This is a genomic window from Pseudomonas sp. GD04015, assembly GCF_029837675.1.
In the GTDB taxonomy this organism is placed as follows: domain Bacteria; phylum Pseudomonadota; class Gammaproteobacteria; order Pseudomonadales; family Pseudomonadaceae; genus Aquipseudomonas; species Aquipseudomonas paralcaligenes.
This window is the reverse complement of record NZ_JAOEEE010000016.1, coordinates 93,298-108,859: the sequence shown is the minus strand read 5'-3', so window position 1 is coordinate 108,859 and position 15,562 is coordinate 93,298. Positions and strand designations below refer to the sequence as shown.

12 protein-coding genes are annotated in these 15,562 nt (G+C 68.1%); 11 read left to right on the top strand and 1 reads right to left on the bottom strand.

Annotated elements, in window-relative coordinates; all coding sequences use genetic code 11:
- Positions 1-92: 92 nt before the first annotated feature.
- The 9 genes from N7640_RS15245 to pgi all read left to right on the top strand — a co-directional run bounded on the left by N7640_RS15245 (position 93) and on the right by pgi (position 11,413).
- The gene (locus N7640_RS15245) at positions 93-269 is read left to right on the top strand and encodes a hypothetical protein (protein WP_192318065.1); all 177 of its coding nucleotides are present in this window, start codon (positions 93-95) and stop codon (positions 267-269) included.
- The gene (locus N7640_RS15240; protein ID WP_220812199.1) at positions 253-3,207 is read left to right on the top strand and encodes an ATP-binding protein; all 2,955 of its coding nucleotides are present in this window, start codon (positions 253-255) and stop codon (positions 3,205-3,207) included. Before N7640_RS15245 ends, N7640_RS15240 begins: the two co-directional genes overlap by 17 nt.
- Positions 3,208-3,277: 70 nt before the next feature.
- Positions 3,278-4,699, top strand: coding sequence for a sigma-54 dependent transcriptional regulator (locus N7640_RS15235; RefSeq protein WP_220812197.1), 1,422 nt, complete (start codon positions 3,278-3,280; stop codon positions 4,697-4,699).
- A gap of 662 nt (positions 4,700-5,361) precedes the next feature.
- Positions 5,362-6,783 (top strand): polynucleotide adenylyltransferase PcnB, encoded by a 1,422-nt coding sequence (locus tag N7640_RS15230; RefSeq protein ID WP_279902659.1) that lies wholly within the window; start codon positions 5,362-5,364, stop codon positions 6,781-6,783.
- Positions 6,783-7,280, top strand: a complete 498-nt coding sequence (folK, locus tag N7640_RS15225) for a 2-amino-4-hydroxy-6-hydroxymethyldihydropteridine diphosphokinase (protein WP_279902660.1) — start codon at positions 6,783-6,785, stop codon at positions 7,278-7,280. The genes N7640_RS15230 and folK overlap by 1 nt, the downstream gene beginning before the upstream one ends.
- Before the next feature lie 203 nt (positions 7,281-7,483).
- The gene (gene panB / locus N7640_RS15220) at positions 7,484-8,284 is read left to right on the top strand and encodes a 3-methyl-2-oxobutanoate hydroxymethyltransferase (protein WP_279902661.1); all 801 of its coding nucleotides are present in this window, start codon (positions 7,484-7,486) and stop codon (positions 8,282-8,284) included.
- Complete coding sequence (gene panC, locus N7640_RS15215; protein WP_279902662.1) at positions 8,281-9,129, top strand: pantoate--beta-alanine ligase; 849 nt, start codon at positions 8,281-8,283, stop codon at positions 9,127-9,129. The genes panB and panC overlap by 4 nt, the downstream gene beginning before the upstream one ends.
- Before the next feature lie 80 nt (positions 9,130-9,209).
- Positions 9,210-9,590, top strand: coding sequence for an aspartate 1-decarboxylase (gene panD / locus N7640_RS15210; RefSeq protein ID WP_279902663.1), 381 nt, complete (start codon positions 9,210-9,212; stop codon positions 9,588-9,590).
- Between the two features lie 158 nt (positions 9,591-9,748).
- Entirely contained in the window at positions 9,749-11,413 is a 1,665-nt protein-coding gene (pgi, locus tag N7640_RS15205) for a glucose-6-phosphate isomerase (RefSeq protein ID WP_279902664.1), read from the top strand.
- On the opposite strand, the gene N7640_RS15200 is transcribed toward pgi, so the two are convergent.
- Positions 11,331-12,368: a helix-turn-helix domain-containing protein gene (locus N7640_RS15200; protein WP_279902665.1), complete on the bottom strand. Its 1,038-nt coding sequence runs from the start codon at positions 12,366-12,368 to the stop codon at positions 11,331-11,333. The two genes, pgi and N7640_RS15200, sit on opposite strands and share 83 nt — an antisense overlap.
- Before the next feature lie 108 nt (positions 12,369-12,476).
- Here N7640_RS15200 and N7640_RS15195 point away from each other — a divergent pair, with 108 nt between their 5' ends.
- On the top strand, positions 12,477-13,529 hold the full coding sequence (locus N7640_RS15195; protein WP_279902666.1) for a DJ-1/PfpI family protein: 1,053 nt from the start codon (positions 12,477-12,479) through the stop codon (positions 13,527-13,529).
- 79 nt (positions 13,530-13,608) lie between these two features.
- Positions 13,609-15,546, top strand: a complete 1,938-nt coding sequence (acs, locus tag N7640_RS15190; protein ID WP_279902667.1) for an acetate--CoA ligase — start codon at positions 13,609-13,611, stop codon at positions 15,544-15,546.
- Positions 15,547-15,562: the final 16 nt, after the last annotated feature.

The window sequence follows — 15,562 nt, the reverse complement described above, 5'->3', positions numbered from 1 at the left end:
TGGCCAGACGGCACCCACAGGCCATGCGCCTGCCGGTAGTTGCCGTCCGCCGCTTCCTTTACCATCGGCCCCATCCTCAGACGAGATGCCGCATGTACATCTACCGATTGGTCCTGATCCTGGTGGTGGGGATCTACCTGTTCTCCCCCGCCATCATGGACTGGTGGATCGACGCCAATGGCGCCTGGTACCGCCCCTACCTGCTATGGCTGATCCTCATCGTCGTCACCCTCATCCTGCAGAGCCAGCGCGATGCCGACGAGCTTTGAACTCAGCCAGCTGATCCTGATCAGCGCCGGCTACCTGCTGCTGCTGTTCGGGGTGGCCTGGATCAGCGAGAAGGGCCTGATCCCGCGCCAGGTGATCCGCCACCCGCTGGTCTACACCCTGTCGCTCGGCGTCTACGCCAGCGCCTGGGCCTTCTACGGCACGGTCGGGCTGGCCTACCAGTACGGCTTCGGCTTCCTCGCCAGCTACCTGGGTGTCACCGGCGCCTTCCTCCTGGCGCCGGTGCTGCTCTACCCGATCCTGCGCATCACCCGCACCTACCAGCTGTCGTCGCTGGCCGACCTGTTCGCCTTCCGCTTCCGCAGCACCTGGGCCGGGGTACTGACCACGCTGTTCATGCTGGTCGGCCTGCTGCCGCTGCTGGCGCTGCAGATCCAGGCGGTGGCCGACTCCATCGGCATCCTTACCCGGGAACCGCTGCAGGACCGTTTCGCCCTCGGCTTCTGCGCCCTGATCACCCTGTTCACCATCCTCTTCGGCGCACGCCATATCGCCACCAGGGAAAAACATGAAGGCCTGGTCTTCGCCATCGCCTTCGAATCGGTGATCAAGCTCGGCGCGCTGGGCGGCATCGGCCTCTACGCGCTGTACGGCGTGTTCGGCGGCCCGGGCGAGCTGGAGCAGTGGCTGATGCAGAACCAGTCCGCCCTGAACGACCTGCACACGCCGCTGCAGGAAGGCCCCTGGCGCACCCTGCTGCTGGTGTTCTTCGCCTCGGCCATCGTCATGCCGCACATGTACCACATGACCTTCACCGAGAACCTCAACCCCCGCGCCATCGTCAGCGCCAGCTGGGGCCTGCCGCTGCTCCTGCTGCTGATGAGCCTGTCGGTGCCACTGATCCTCTGGGCCAGCCTGAAGATCGGCGCCACCACCAACCCCGAGTACTTCACCCTGGGCCTGGGCCTGGCCGTGGGCGACCGCAGCCTGGCGCTGCTGGCCTACGTCGGCGGCCTGTCGGCCTCCAGCGGACTGATCATCGTCAGCACCCTGGCGCTGTCCGGCATGGCGCTCAACCACCTGGTGCTGCCGCTGTACCAGCCGCCGGCCGAGGGCAACATCTACCGCTGGCTGAAGTGGACCCGGCGCGGCCTGATCATCGCCATCATCGCCGCCGCCTACGGCTTCTACCTGCTGCTCGGCGCCGAGCAGGACCTGGCCAACCTGGGCATCGTCGCCTTCGTCGCCACCCTGCAGTTCCTCCCCGGCGCCCTGTCGGTGCTGTACTGGCCGACCGCCAACCACCGCGGCTTCATCGCCGGCCTGCTGGCCGGCATCGGCGTGTGGGCGGTGAGCATGCTGATCCCGCTGGTGAGCAACCTGCAGGGGCTGCACCTGCCGTTCGTCGACGTGGTCTACGTGCTCGACGAGAACAGCTGGCACCTCGCCGCCGTCGGCTCGCTGGCGGCCAACGTGCTGGTGTTCACCCTGGTCTCGCTGTTCACCGAGGGCAGCGACGAGGAAAAAAGCGCCGCCGAGGCCTGCACCGTGGACAACGTGCGTCGCCCGCAACGACGCGAACTGCTGGCCGGCTCGCCGCAGGAATTCGCCGCCGAACTGGCCAAGCCGCTCGGCGCGGTGACCGCGCAGAAGGAAGTGGAGCGCGCCCTGCGCGACCTGCACCTGCCCTTCGACGAGCGCCGCCCCTACGCCCTGCGCCGCCTGCGCGACCGGGTCGAGGCCAACCTCTCGGGCCTGATGGGGCCGAGCGTGGCGCAGGACATGGTGGAAACCTTCCTGCCCTACAAGTCCGGCAGCGAGGCCTACGTCAGCGAGGACATCCACTTCATCGAAACCCGCCTGGAGGACTACCAGTCGCGCCTCACCGGCCTGGCCGCCGAGCTGGACGCCCTGCGCCGCTTCCACCGCCAGACCCTGCAGGAGCTGCCCATGGGCGTGTGCTCCCTGGCCAAGGACCAGGAAGTGCTGATGTGGAACCGGGCCATGGAAGAACTCACCGGCATCGCCGCCCAGCGCGTGGTCGGCTCGCGCCTGCTCAGCCTGGAGGAACCCTGGCGCGGCATGCTGCAGGGCTTCATCGAGCAGGACGAGGAACACCAGCACAAGCAGCACCTGGCGCTCGACGGCGAGGTGCGCTGGCTCAACCTGCACAAGGCGGCCATCGACGAGCCGCTGGCACCGGGCAACAGCGGCCTGGTGCTGCTGGTCGAGGACGTCACCGAGACCCGCGTGCTGGAGGACCAACTGGTGCACTCCGAACGCCTGGCCAGCATCGGCCGCCTGGCCGCCGGCGTGGCCCACGAGATCGGCAACCCGGTCACCGGCATCGCCTGCCTGGCGCAGAACCTGCGCGAGGAGCGCGAGGACGACGACGAGGTAGCCGAGCTGAGCACCCAGATCCTCGACCAGACCAAGCGCATCTCGCGCATCGTCCAGTCACTGATGAACTTCGCCCACGCCGGCGCCCAGCAGCACGCCGAGTACCCGGTGAGCCTGGCCGAGGTGGCCCAGGACGCCATCGGCCTGCTGTCGCTGAACCGCCACGGCACCGAGGTGCAGTTCTTCAACCTGTGCGACCCCGACCACCTGGCCAAGGGCGACCCGCAGCGCCTCGCCCAGGTGCTGATCAACCTGCTGTCCAACGCCCGCGACGCCTCGCCGGCGGGCGGCGCGATCCGGGTCTGCAGCGAGGCCAGCGAACAGAGCGTCGAGCTGATCGTCGAGGACGAGGGCACGGGCATTCCGCAGGCGATCATGGACCGCCTGTTCGAACCCTTCTTCACCACCAAGGACCCGGGCAAGGGCACCGGTTTGGGCCTCGCGCTGGTCTATTCGATCGTGGAAGAGCATTATGGACAGATCATCATAGACAGCCCGGCCGACCCCGAGCGCCAGCGCGGAACCCGATTCCGCGTTACCCTGCCGCGCTATGTCGAAGCGACGTCCGTAGCGACCTGAGTAGTGACCTGTGATCGTCGCGCGCCCGTACCACGGGCCTCGCCGATCCGGAGACCGTCGAGAGAACACAATGCCGCACATCCTCATCGTCGAAGACGAAACCATCATCCGCTCCGCCCTTCGCCGCCTGCTGGAACGCAACCAGTACCAGGTCAGCGAGGCCGGCTCGGTGCAGGAAGCCCAGGAGCGCTACAGCATCCCCACCTTCGACCTGGTGGTCAGCGACCTGCGCCTGCCCGGCGCCCCCGGCACCGAGCTGATCAAGCTGGCCGAGGGCACCCCGGTACTGATCATGACCAGCTACGCCAGCCTGCGCTCGGCCGTGGACTCGATGAAGATGGGCGCGGTGGACTACATCGCCAAGCCCTTCGACCACGACGAGATGCTCCAGGCCGTGGCGCGCATCCTGCGCGACAATCAAGAGGCCCGGCGCAACCCGCCCGGCGAGGCGCCGAGCAAGCCCGCCGGCAAGGCCAACGGCGCCGCCGCCGAGGGAGACATCGGCATCATCGGCTCCTGCGCCGCCATGCAGGACCTCTACGGCAAGATCCGCAAGGTCGCGCCCACCGACTCCAATGTACTGGTCCAGGGCGAGTCCGGCACCGGCAAGGAACTGGTCGCCCGCGCCCTGCACAACCTGTCCCGCCGCGCCAAGGCGCCGCTGATCTCGGTGAACTGCGCGGCGATTCCCGAGACCCTGATCGAATCCGAGCTGTTCGGCCACGAGAAAGGTGCCTTCACCGGCGCCAGTGCGGGCCGCGCCGGCCTGGTGGAAGCGGCCGACGGTGGCACCCTGTTCCTCGACGAGATCGGCGAATTGCCACTGGAAGCCCAGGCCCGCCTGCTGCGCGTGCTGCAGGAAGGCGAGATCCGCCGCGTCGGCTCGGTGCAGTCGCAGAAGGTCGACGTGCGCCTGATCGCCGCCACCCACCGCGACCTCAAGACCCTGGCCAAGACCGGCCAGTTCCGCGAGGACCTCTACTACCGCCTGCACGTCATCGCCCTCAAGCTGCCGCCGCTGCGCGAGCGCGGCGCCGACGTGCTGGAAATCGCCCAGGCGTTCCTCGTCCGCCAGTGCGAGCGCATGGGCCGCGAAGGACTGCGCTTCGCCCACGACGCCGAGCAGGCGATCCGCCACTACCCGTGGCCGGGCAACGTGCGCGAGCTGGAGAACGCCATCGAGCGCTCGGTGATTCTCTGCGAGGGCAACGAGATTTCCGCCGAGCTGCTGGGCATCGACATCGAGCTGGACGACCTCAACGACGACGACTTCGCCGAGGCGCCCTCCGCCCAGGCGGCGGCGAGCAACAACCACGAGCCCACCGAGGACCTGTCCCTGGAAGACTACTTCCAGCACTTCGTGCTGGAGCACCAGGACCACATGACCGAGACCGAGCTGGCGCGCAAGCTGGGTATCAGCCGCAAGTGCCTGTGGGAGCGTCGCCAGCGCCTGGGCATTCCGCGTCGCAAGTCGGGCGCGACAGCCGGCTGAGCGCGACAGAACCCCACGCGATTGGTTCCGCAGCTGTTACCCCACATCAACATCGCGTAACAAAAGCCGGGTTCATCGGTAACGATGACTCGGCTTTTTTCGGCCTGCTGTCCGGCCATGAAATCATCAAGTCATTGAAAATAAAGGATTTACAAAAACTGGCACGGCATCTGCTTTATCTCTGGCACAACAACAATAACAACGCTTGAAACCTCAACAATAAAAACAATACAGAACGGCTCCAGCCCAACAAGAACAACAACGCGGAGGCGCAGCTAACTGATTCTTTTGGAGAGGATTTGCCTTTGGGGTTCGCCCCACGACCAGGCTGAGAACAACAAAAACTGCACTAAAGCAGCGCCTGCACTGGTTGGATCACGGAAAGATCATGGCAGCATCAGCATCCAAAGCAATCCGTTTGCTCCTGGTACCCAGCTTGGGATACCTCAAACGGGCTTACAACAAGAACAACAGGCCCGGCATAACAATAAAAACAAAGCACGCACCATTTTGGGGGGGAGCTTCGGCTCCCCCAGTAGCTTCACCCCTCTCATCATCCCCAGCCTGCCTTTTCCATCCTTCTCCTTCCCGATGCTAGAATCCGCGCCAATCGTGCGGTTACCGGCATTTCCGGCCGCTTATCCCTGCAAACAGTGCCTCCCATGCTGAAAAAGCTGTTCAAGTCCCTTCGCTCGCCCCTCGCGCTGAAGCGCCAACCCCGTCCTCGCAGCACGCCGGAGATCCTCGGCCCGCGCCAGCACTCGCTGCAGCGCGGCCAGTTCAGCCGCAACGCGGTGAGCGTGGTCGACCGCCTGCAGAAGTCCGGCTACCAGGCCTACCTGGTCGGCGGCTGCGTGCGCGACCTGCTGATCGGCGTGCAGCCGAAGGACTTCGACGTCGCCACCAGCGCCACGCCGGAGCAGGTCCGCGCCGAGTTCCGCAACGCCCGGGTGATCGGCCGCCGCTTCAAGCTGGCCCACGTGCACTTCGGCCGCGAGATCATCGAGGTCGCCACCTTCCGCAGCAACCACCCGCAGGGCGACGACGAGGAAGACAGCCACCTGTCCGCGCGCAACGAGAGCGGCCGCATCCTGCGCGACAACGTCTACGGCAGCCAGGAGAGCGACGCCCAGCGCCGCGACTTCACCATCAACGCGCTGTACTTCGACGTCACCGGCGAGCGCGTGCTGGACTACGCCCACGGCGTGCACGACATCCGCAACCGCCTGATCCGCCTGATCGGCGATCCCGAGCAGCGCTACCTGGAAGACCCGGTGCGCATGCTGCGCGCCGTGCGCTTCGCCGCCAAGCTCGACTTCGAGATCGAGAAGCACAGCGCCGCGCCGATCCGCCGCCTGGCGCCCATGCTGCGCGACATTCCCGCCGCGCGCCTGTTCGAGGAAGTGCTCAAGCTGTTCCTCGCCGGCCGAGCGGAAAGGACGTTCGAGCTGCTGCTGGACTACGACCTGTTCGCCCCGCTGTTCCCGGCCAGCGCCAAGGCCCTGGAACGCAACCCGGAATACGCCGGCCGGTTGATCCGCCAGGCCCTGGCCAACACCGACGAGCGCATCGCCGTCGGCAAGCCGGTGACCCCCGCCTTCCTGTTCGCCGCCCTGCTGTGGCCGGCGCTGCCGGCGCGCGCCCTGCAACTGCAGGATCGCGGCATGCCGCCGATCCCCGCCATGCAGGAGGCGGCCCACGAGCTGATCCTCGAACAGTGCCGGCGCATCGCCGTGCCCAAGCGCTTCACCATCCCGATCCGCGAGATCTGGGACATGCAGGAACGCCTGCCGCGCCGCCAGGGCAAGCGCGCCGACCTGCTGCTGGAGAACCCGCGCTTCCGCGCCGGCTACGACTTCCTCCTGCTGCGCGAGGACGCCGGCGAGCAGACCGGCGGCCTCGGCGACTGGTGGACCGACTACCAGGACGCCACCGACAGCGAACGTCGCGCCATGATCCGCGCCCTCGGCAACCGCCAGGAAGATGCCGGCGAAGGCCCCGCCGCGCCGGCCGCGCGTAAGCGTCGCCGCGGCGGGCGCAACCGCCGTCGCGGCCCACGCAGCGACGGTCCGGCCGGAGAGTGATGGAACGGGTCTACCTCGGCCTCGGCAGCAACCTGGCCGAGCCGCTCCGGCAACTGCGCGACGCCCTGGCGGCCATCGCCGAACTGCCACACAGCCGGCTGGCCGCCGTCTCCTCCTTCTATGCCAGCGACCCGCTCGGCCCGCCGGACCAGCCGCGCTACGTCAACGCCGTGGCCGCGCTGGACACCGACCTGGCGCCACTGGAGCTGCTCGACGCCCTGCAGCGCATCGAGCGGGAACAAGGCCGCGTGCGCAAGGCCGAGCGCTGGGGTCCGCGCACGCTGGACCTGGACATCCTGCTGTTCGGCGAGCGCCTGCTCGCCGAGGAACGCCTGACCGTGCCCCACTACCACATGCACGCGCGCGCCTTCGTCCTCTACCCTTTGGCCGAGATCGCCCCCGCCGACCTCCAGCTGCCCGACGGCCGCTCCCTGCCGGCGCTGCTCGCCGTCTGCCCCTACGCAGGCCTGGAACGCCTCGCCGAACGCGCCCTGTAACCCGGGGCGCGCCGCCGCCCACGCGGGGCCGAGCGCAGCGGGTAACGCCGTAACAGCGCGGTAACACATGCGATTGACTTCACGCCCCCCCATCGGGACTATAGGCGTCCCGTTGCCCCGAGGCGGTGCATACAACACCGCTCCAAGAAGGCCGAGAAGGCGACACGAGCGCCGTAGTCCGGCCCGCTGATGAGGAAGCCTTGATGCCTGATACAACCGTGAGCACCCTGCTGGGCCTGAAGCAGAAAGGCGAGAAGATCGCGATGCTGACCGCCTATGACGCCACCCTGGCGCGGGCGGCCTGCGAGGCCGGCGTGGAGGTGCTGCTGGTGGGCGACTCCCTGGGCATGGTCCTGCAGGGCCACGACAGCACGCTGCCGGTCTCCCTGAACGACATGGCCTACCACACCGCGTCGGTCAAGCGCGGCAACCAGGGCGCGCTGATCCTCGCCGACCTGCCCTTCATGGCCTACGCCACCCTGGAACAGACCTTCGCCAGCAGCGCCGCGCTGATGCAGGCCGGTGCCCACATGATCAAGCTGGAAGGCGCCAGCTGGCTGGCCGAGCCGATCCGCCAGCTGGCCGAGCGCGGCGTGCCGGTGTGTGTCCACCTGGGCCTCACCCCGCAGGCGGTCAACGTGTTCGGCGGCTACAAGGTGCAGGGCCGCGGCGAAGCCGCCGCCCGCCAGCTGCGCGCCGACGCCATGGCGCTGGAACAGGCCGGCGCCGCCATGCTGCTGCTCGAATGCGTGCCCAGCGAGCTGGCCGCCGAGATCACCCAGGCGGTGAAGATTCCGGTCATCGGTATCGGCGCGGGCTCCGCCACTGACGGCCAGGTGCTGGTGATGCACGACATGCTCGGCCTGTCCCTGAGCGGCCGCGCGCCCAAGTTCGTGAAGAACTTCATGGAAGGCCAGCCGAGCATCCAGGCGGCCTTCTCCGCCTACGTGCGCGCGGTGAAGGACGTCAGCTTCCCCGCCGCGGAGCACGGATTCTCAGCATGAACACCGTCAAGACCGTTGTGGAACTGCGCGCCGCCGTGGCGCGGGCGCGCGGCGACGGCAAGCGCGTCGCCTTCGTGCCGACCATGGGCAACCTGCACGAGGGCCACGTCGCCCTGGTGGAGAAGGCCGGCCAGCGCGCCGACTTCGTAGTCGCCAGCATCTTCGTCAACCCGCTGCAGTTCGGCCCCAGCGAAGACCTGGCCAGGTACCCGCGCACCCTGGCCGCCGACCAGGAAAAACTGGTCGCCGCCGGCTGCCACCTGCTGTTCCACCCCGAGGTGGACGAGATGTACCCCCACGGCCAGGAAGGTCAGACCCGGGTCAGCGTGCCCGGCGTCTCCGAGGGCCTGTGCGGCGCCAGCCGGCCGGGCCACTTCGAGGGCGTCGCCACCGTCGTGACCAAGCTGTTCAACATGGTCCAGCCGGACATCGCCGTGTTCGGCGAGAAGGACTTCCAGCAACTGGCCGTGATCCGCACCCTGGTGCGCGACCTGAACATGCCGGTCCAGATCATCGGCGAACCGACCGTGCGCGCCGAGGACGGCCTGGCCCTGTCGTCACGCAACGGCTACCTGAGCGCCGAACAGCGCGCCCAGGCGCCCGCCCTGCACCGAACCTTGCGCCAATTGGCCGAGGCCATCCGCGGCGGCGAGCGCAACTTCGCCCAGCTGGTGGAGAGCGGTAAGGGCAGCCTGCTGAGCGCCGGCCTGCGCCCCGACTACCTGGAAATCCGCGAGTCCGTCGGCCTGCGTCCGGCCCGCGCCGAAGACACCCGGCTGGTCATCCTGGCGGCCGCCTTCCTCGGCACCACGCGCCTGATCGACAACCTGGCCTTCGAGCTGTAACCCGCATATCGCCTGGCCTTGAACCCCCGCGGGGGTTCGGGCACACTCTGCCGCCGCAGTATTCCGAGGGGGAAGTAGTCATGCACGCCATCATGCTCAAGGCCAAGCTGCACCGCGCCATCGTCACCCACGCGGTGCTCGACTACGAAGGCTCCTGCGCCATCGACGGCGAATGGCTGGACCTGGCCGGCATCCGCGAGTACGAGCAGATCCAGATCTACAACGTGGACAACGGCGAGCGCTTCACCACCTACGCCATCCGCGGCGAGGAAGGCTCGAAGATCATCTCGGTCAACGGCGCCGCCGCGCACAAGGCCGGCGTCGGCCACCGCGTCATCATCTGCGCCTACGCCCACTACAGCGAGGCCGAGCTGGCCAACTTCCAGCCCCGCGTCCTCTACATGGGCGCCGACGGCGAGCTGAGCCACACCAGCAACGCCATCCCCGTGCAGGTCGCCTGAACGAGTCGGCGACCGCTACACTCCAAGCCCGGAACCCTTCCGGGCTTTTTGTTGGTGCACCGCGCCCGCGTGCCGAGGCACGCAACGACAGGCGCGCACCACCCAGAGCCCTGAACCTCCAGATACCGGAACGCCGCACACAAAGGAAATTGCCACCCATGGCGTATTACCAGCACCCGCTCGACGTCACCACCCTGCCGGCCTGGCAGGCCCTGCGCCAGCATCGCCAGGCCATGCAGGACTTCAGCATGCGCGAGGCCTTCGCGGCCGACCCGAAACGCTTCGAGCGCTTCTCCATGAGCACCAGCGGCATCTTCCTCGACTACTCGAAGAACCTGCTCAGCGAGGAGACCCTGGGCCTGCTGGTCGACCTGGCTCGGGAAGCCGGCCTGCAGGACGCCATCGAGGCGCTGTTCAATGGCGAGCGGGTCAACGCCTCCGAGGGCCGCCCCGCCCTGCACACCGCCCTGCGCCGGCCGATCGGCGACTGCGTCAAGGTCGACGGCGTCAACGTGATGCCAGAAGTGCACCGCGTGCTCAACCAGATGACCGACATCGTCAGCCGCATCCACAGCAACCTGTGGCGCGGCTACAGCGAGAAGACCATCACCGACGTGGTCAACATCGGCATCGGCGGCTCGTTCCTCGGCCCGCAGCTGGTGTCCGAGGCGCTGCTGCCGTTCACCCAGCACGGCGTGCGCTGCCACTACCTGGCCAACATCGACGGCAGCGAATTCCACGAACTGTCCGCCAAGCTCAACGCCGAGACCACCCTGTTCATCGTCTCGTCGAAGTCCTTCGGCACCCTGGAGACCCTGAAGAACGCCCAGGCCGCGCGTTCCTGGTACCTGGCCCGCGGCGGCACCGAGGAGAAGCTGTACCGGCACTTCATCGCCGTCACCAGCAACCGGGACGCGGCCATCGACTTCGGCATCCGCGAGAAGAACATCTTCCCCATGTGGGACTGGGTCGGCGGGCGCTATTCGCTGTGGTCGGCCATCGGCCTGCCCATCGCCCTGGCCATCGGCATGTCCAACTTCAAGGAGCTGCTGTCCGGCGCCTACAGCATGGACACGCACTTCCGCAGCACCCCGTTCGAGAAGAACATGCCGGTGCTGCTGGCCCTGCTCGGCGTCTGGTACGGCAACTTCTGGGGCGCCCAGAGCCACGCCATCCTGCCCTACGACCACTACCTGCGGAACATCACCAAGCACCTGCAGCAGCTGGACATGGAGTCCAACGGCAAGAGCGTGCGCCAGGACGGCAGCCCGGTGAGCACCGAGACCGGCCCGGTGATCTGGGGCGGCGTCGGCTGCAACGGCCAGCACGCCTACCACCAGTTGCTGCACCAGGGCACCCCGCTGATCCCGGCGGACTTCATCGTGCCGGTGGTCAGCTACAACCCGGTGGCCGACCACCACCAGTGGCTCTACGCCAACTGCCTGTCGCAGAGCCAGGCGCTGATGCTCGGCAAGAGCCGCGCCGAGGCCGAGACCGAGCTGCGTGCCAAGGGCCTGGGCGAGGACGAGGTGCAGCGCCTGGCCGCGCACAAGGTGATCCCGGGCAACCGCCCGAGCAACACCCTGGTGCTGGAGCGCATCAGCCCCCGCCGCCTGGGCGCGCTGGTGGCGATGTACGAGCACAAGGTGTTCGTGCAGAGCGTCATCTGGGGCATCAACGCCTTCGACCAGTGGGGCGTGGAGCTGGGCAAGGATCTCGGCAAAGGCGTCTACCAGCGCCTCACCGGCTGGGACCAGCCGCCGGCCGAGGACCCCTCGACCCAGGGCCTGATCGACTTCTTCCGCGGCCGTCACCGCGGCTGAAGCGCGCCCGATAGTCGCTGGGCGCGATGCCCAGCGACTGCAGGAAGGCACGCCGCAGGTTGTACTCGCTGGCGAAGCCGGTCTGCTGCGCCACCCGCTTCAGCGAGGGCGCGCCGTTCTCCAACAGGCGACAGGCCCGTTCCAGGCGCAACTGCAACAGCAGGCGCGCCGGGGTCTGGCCCAGTTCGGCCTGGCAATGCCGATGCAGACTGCGCGGCGACAGCGACAGCGCCGCCGCCATCCGCTCGACATCCAGCGCCTCGTGCAGATGCTCGCGCAGCCACGTCACCAGGCCTTCGACCACGCCACCCGGCGCGGCCGCCTGGGCCAGCAGCTCGGCGCTGAACTGGCGCTGACCGCCGCTGCGGCGCAGATGCACCACCAGTCCCTTGGCCACCTGCAGCGCCAGTTCGCGGCCATGATCGGCCTCCAGCAGTGCCAGGCACAGGTCGATGCCGGAACTGACGCCGGCCGAACTGAACAGCCGATCCTCCTCGACGAACAGCGCATCCGCCTCGACCTGCACCCGTGGAAACAGCCGCTGCAGCAGCTCGGCATAGCGCCAGTGGGTGGCGGCGCGGCGCCCGTCGAGCAGCCCGGCCTGGGCCAGCAGGAAGGCGCCGGTGCACACCGAGCCGCAGCGCGCCATGCACGGCGCCACCCGTTTCAGCCATGCCGCCAGCAGGCCACGCCCCATGGCCTGATGCACACCGAGACCACCACTGACCAGCAGGGTGCACCCCTCCAGCATCTCCGCCACCGGCATCGGCTCGGTGTGCATGGCCAGGCCCGAGGACGACGCCACCAGGCCGCCCTCCAGCGAAATCAGGCGCAAGCGGTACAACGGCCGCCCCTGCAGATCGTTGGCCGCGGCGAACACCTCGGCAGGACCACTGACGTCGAGCAACTGGAAGCCGGGAAACACCAGCAACAGCACTTCGTGGGGCGATGACATGGCGCAGCTCTTGGAAGGGGTTGGCAGATTTTCATCCATGGTTGTCATTCACGCCAATATGTGCCGGCGCAGACTGCAACGCCAACGCCTTCCCCGTGGAGCCTCACCATGCGCCCTGCCCTGCTCGCCTTGCTCCTGCTGTTACCGCTGATCGCTCCGGCCGACGAGCGCCTGCCGCCCCACGAGCCTCGCTTCGGTCGCGAGCGCCCGCTGGTGGCGGTGGTCGGTGACAATCGCATGACCGAACTGGCCGACTACCTGGTGCCCTACGGCATTCTCGGTCGCGCCGGCGTAGCCGATCTGGTGGCGCTAGGCCGCGACTCCGGCCCCATCGAGATGATGCCGGCCCTGCGCATCCAGGCGCAGGCCAGCCTCTCCGAGTTCGACCGCGACCACCCCGAGGGCGCGGACTATCTGATAGTGCCCGCCGTGCACCACAGCGACGACCCGCGCCTGACCGCCTGGCTGGCCGAACAGGCGACCAAGGGGGCGACCCTGGTGGCCATCTGCGACGGTGTGTTGCTGCTCGGCCACGCCGGCCTGCTGCAGGGGCGACGCGCCACGGGCCACTGGTACTCGCGCGAGGACCGCGAGAAGGAGTTCCCCGATACCCGCTGGCAGGCCGACCGCCGCTACGTGGTGGACGGCCGCATCGTCAGCAGTGCCGGCATCAGCGCCGCCGTGCCATTGAGCCTGGCCCTGGTCGAGGCCATCGCCGGCACGCCGCGGGCCGAACGGCTGGCACGCGAACTGGGCGTGGACGACTGGTCGCCAGACCATGCCAGTGCGAACTTCGGTTTCACCACTGGCGACTACCTGACGGTGGCCGGCAACTGGCTGGCCTTCTGGCGGCACCAGCGCATCGGCCTGGTCGTCGCCGAAGGCTTCGACGAAGCGGCGCTGGCCCTGCGTGCCGACGCCTACGGCCGCACCTTCCGCAGCGAGGTGCTGGCCGTGGCGCCCGGCCCCGTGCGTGGCCGTGCGGGCCTGCTACTGTTGCCACGGCAGGCGAGCGTCGAACTGCTGCCGCCCGAGCCCGCCCCGCACGCAACGACGATGGCCAGCCTGGAACTGGCCCTGCGCGACATTGCCGAACGTTATGGAGCGGCGACCGAGCGCCTGGTGGTTCAACAGCTCGAGTACCCGCGCATGCCGCACTGAGGCGCCGGCACTTGAACCGGGCAGTTGCCTGGTCCACCCTGCTCGGCATTGCGGCTCAACAATAAGAAGGATTCCCGCCATGTTCGAGATCACTCGCCACCCCGTGCCCGACAGCGTGCGCCAGCGCGCCTTGCTCGACAACGACGCCTACCTGCGCCTGTACCGCCAGTCCATCGAACAGCCGGAAGCCTTCTGGAGCGAGCAGGCGCGGCAGTTCCTGCACTGGTTCGAGCCGTGGGGCCAGCTGCACCACAGCGACCTCACCAAGGGCGAGGCGCAGTGGTTCAAGGGCGGCAAGCTCAACGTCGCCTACAACTGCATCGACCGCCACCTGGCCACCCGCGGCGAAGACATCGCCATCATCTGGGAAGGCGACAATCCGGCCGAGTCCGCCCACATCACCTACAACAAGCTGCACCACAACGTCAGCCGCCTGGCCAACGTGCTGAAGAGCCGCGGCGTGAAGAAGGGCGACCGGGTGTGCATCTACATGCCCATGGTGCCGGAAGCCGCCTACGCCATGCTGGCCTGCGCGCGCATCGGCGCCATCCACTCGGTGGTGTTCGGTGGCTTCTCCCCGGACGCCCTGCGCGACCGCATCCTCGACGCCGACTGCCGCACCGTGATCACCGCCGACGAGGGCGTGCGCGGCGGCAAGTACATCCCTCTGAAGAACAACGTCGACAAGGCCCTACAGAGCTGCCCGGACGTCAGCACCGTGGTGGTGGTCGAGCGCACCCAGGGCGAGATCGACTGGGTGGAAGGCCGAGACCTCTGGTACCACCAGGCGCTGAAGGAGGCCGACGCCGACTGCCCGGCCGAACCGATGGACGCCGAGGACCCGATGTTCATCCTCTACACCTCGGGCAGCACCGGCAAACCCAAGGGCGTGCTGCACACCACCGGCGGCTACCTGCTGGGCGCGGCCATGACCCACAAGTACGTGTTCGACTACCACGACGGCGACATCTACTGGTGCACCGCCGACGTCGGCTGGGTCACCGGCCACAGCTACATCGTCTACGGCCCGCTGGCCAACGGCGCCACCACCCTGATGTTCGAAGGCGTGCCCAACTACCCGGACGCCTCGCGCTTCTGGCAGGTGATCGACAAGCACCAGGTGAACATCTTCTACACCGCGCCGACCGCCCTGCGCGCGCTGATGCGCGAGGGCGAGGCGCCGGTGCAGGCGACCGACCGCTCCAGCCTGCGCCTGCTCGGCACGGTGGGCGAGCCGATCAACCCCGAGGCCTGGGAGTGGTACTACAACGTGGTCGGCGACCGCCGCTGCCCGATCGTCGACACCTGGTGGCAGACCGAGACCGGCTCGATCCTGATCACCCCGCTGCCCGGCGCCACCGACCTCAAGCCCGGCTCGGCCACCCGCCCCTTCTTCGGCGTGCAGCCGGTGCTGCTCGACGAACAGGGCAAGGAGATCGACGGCCCCGGCGCCGGCGTGCTGGCGATCAAGGCCAGCTGGCCGAGCCAGATCCGCAGCGTGTACGGCGACCACCAGCGGATGATCGACACCTACTTCAAGCCCTACCCCGGCTACTACTTCACCGGCGACGGCGCGCGCCGCGACGAGGACGGCTACTGGTGGATCACCGGCCGGGTCGACGACGTGATCAACGTCTCCGGCCACCGCATCGGCACCGCCGAGGTGGAGAGCGCCCTGGTGCTGCACGACGCGGTGGCCGAGGCCGCGGTGGTCGGCTACCCGCACGACGTGAAGGGCCAGGGCATCTACGCCTTCGTCACCACCATGAAGGGGCTGGAACCCTCCGAGGAACTGAAGGCGGAACTGCTCTCGCTGGTCGGCAAGGAGATCGGCAGCTTCGCCAAGCCGGAGCTGATCCAGTGGGCGCCGGGCCTGCCCAAGACCCGTTCGGGCAAGATCATGCGGCGCATCCTGCGCAAGATCGCCTGCAACGAACTGGAAAACATGGGCGACACCTCGACCCTGGCCGACCCCAGCGTGGTCGACAGCCTGATCGAGCAGCGCCTGAACCGCTAGAGCTGCAAGCTGCAAG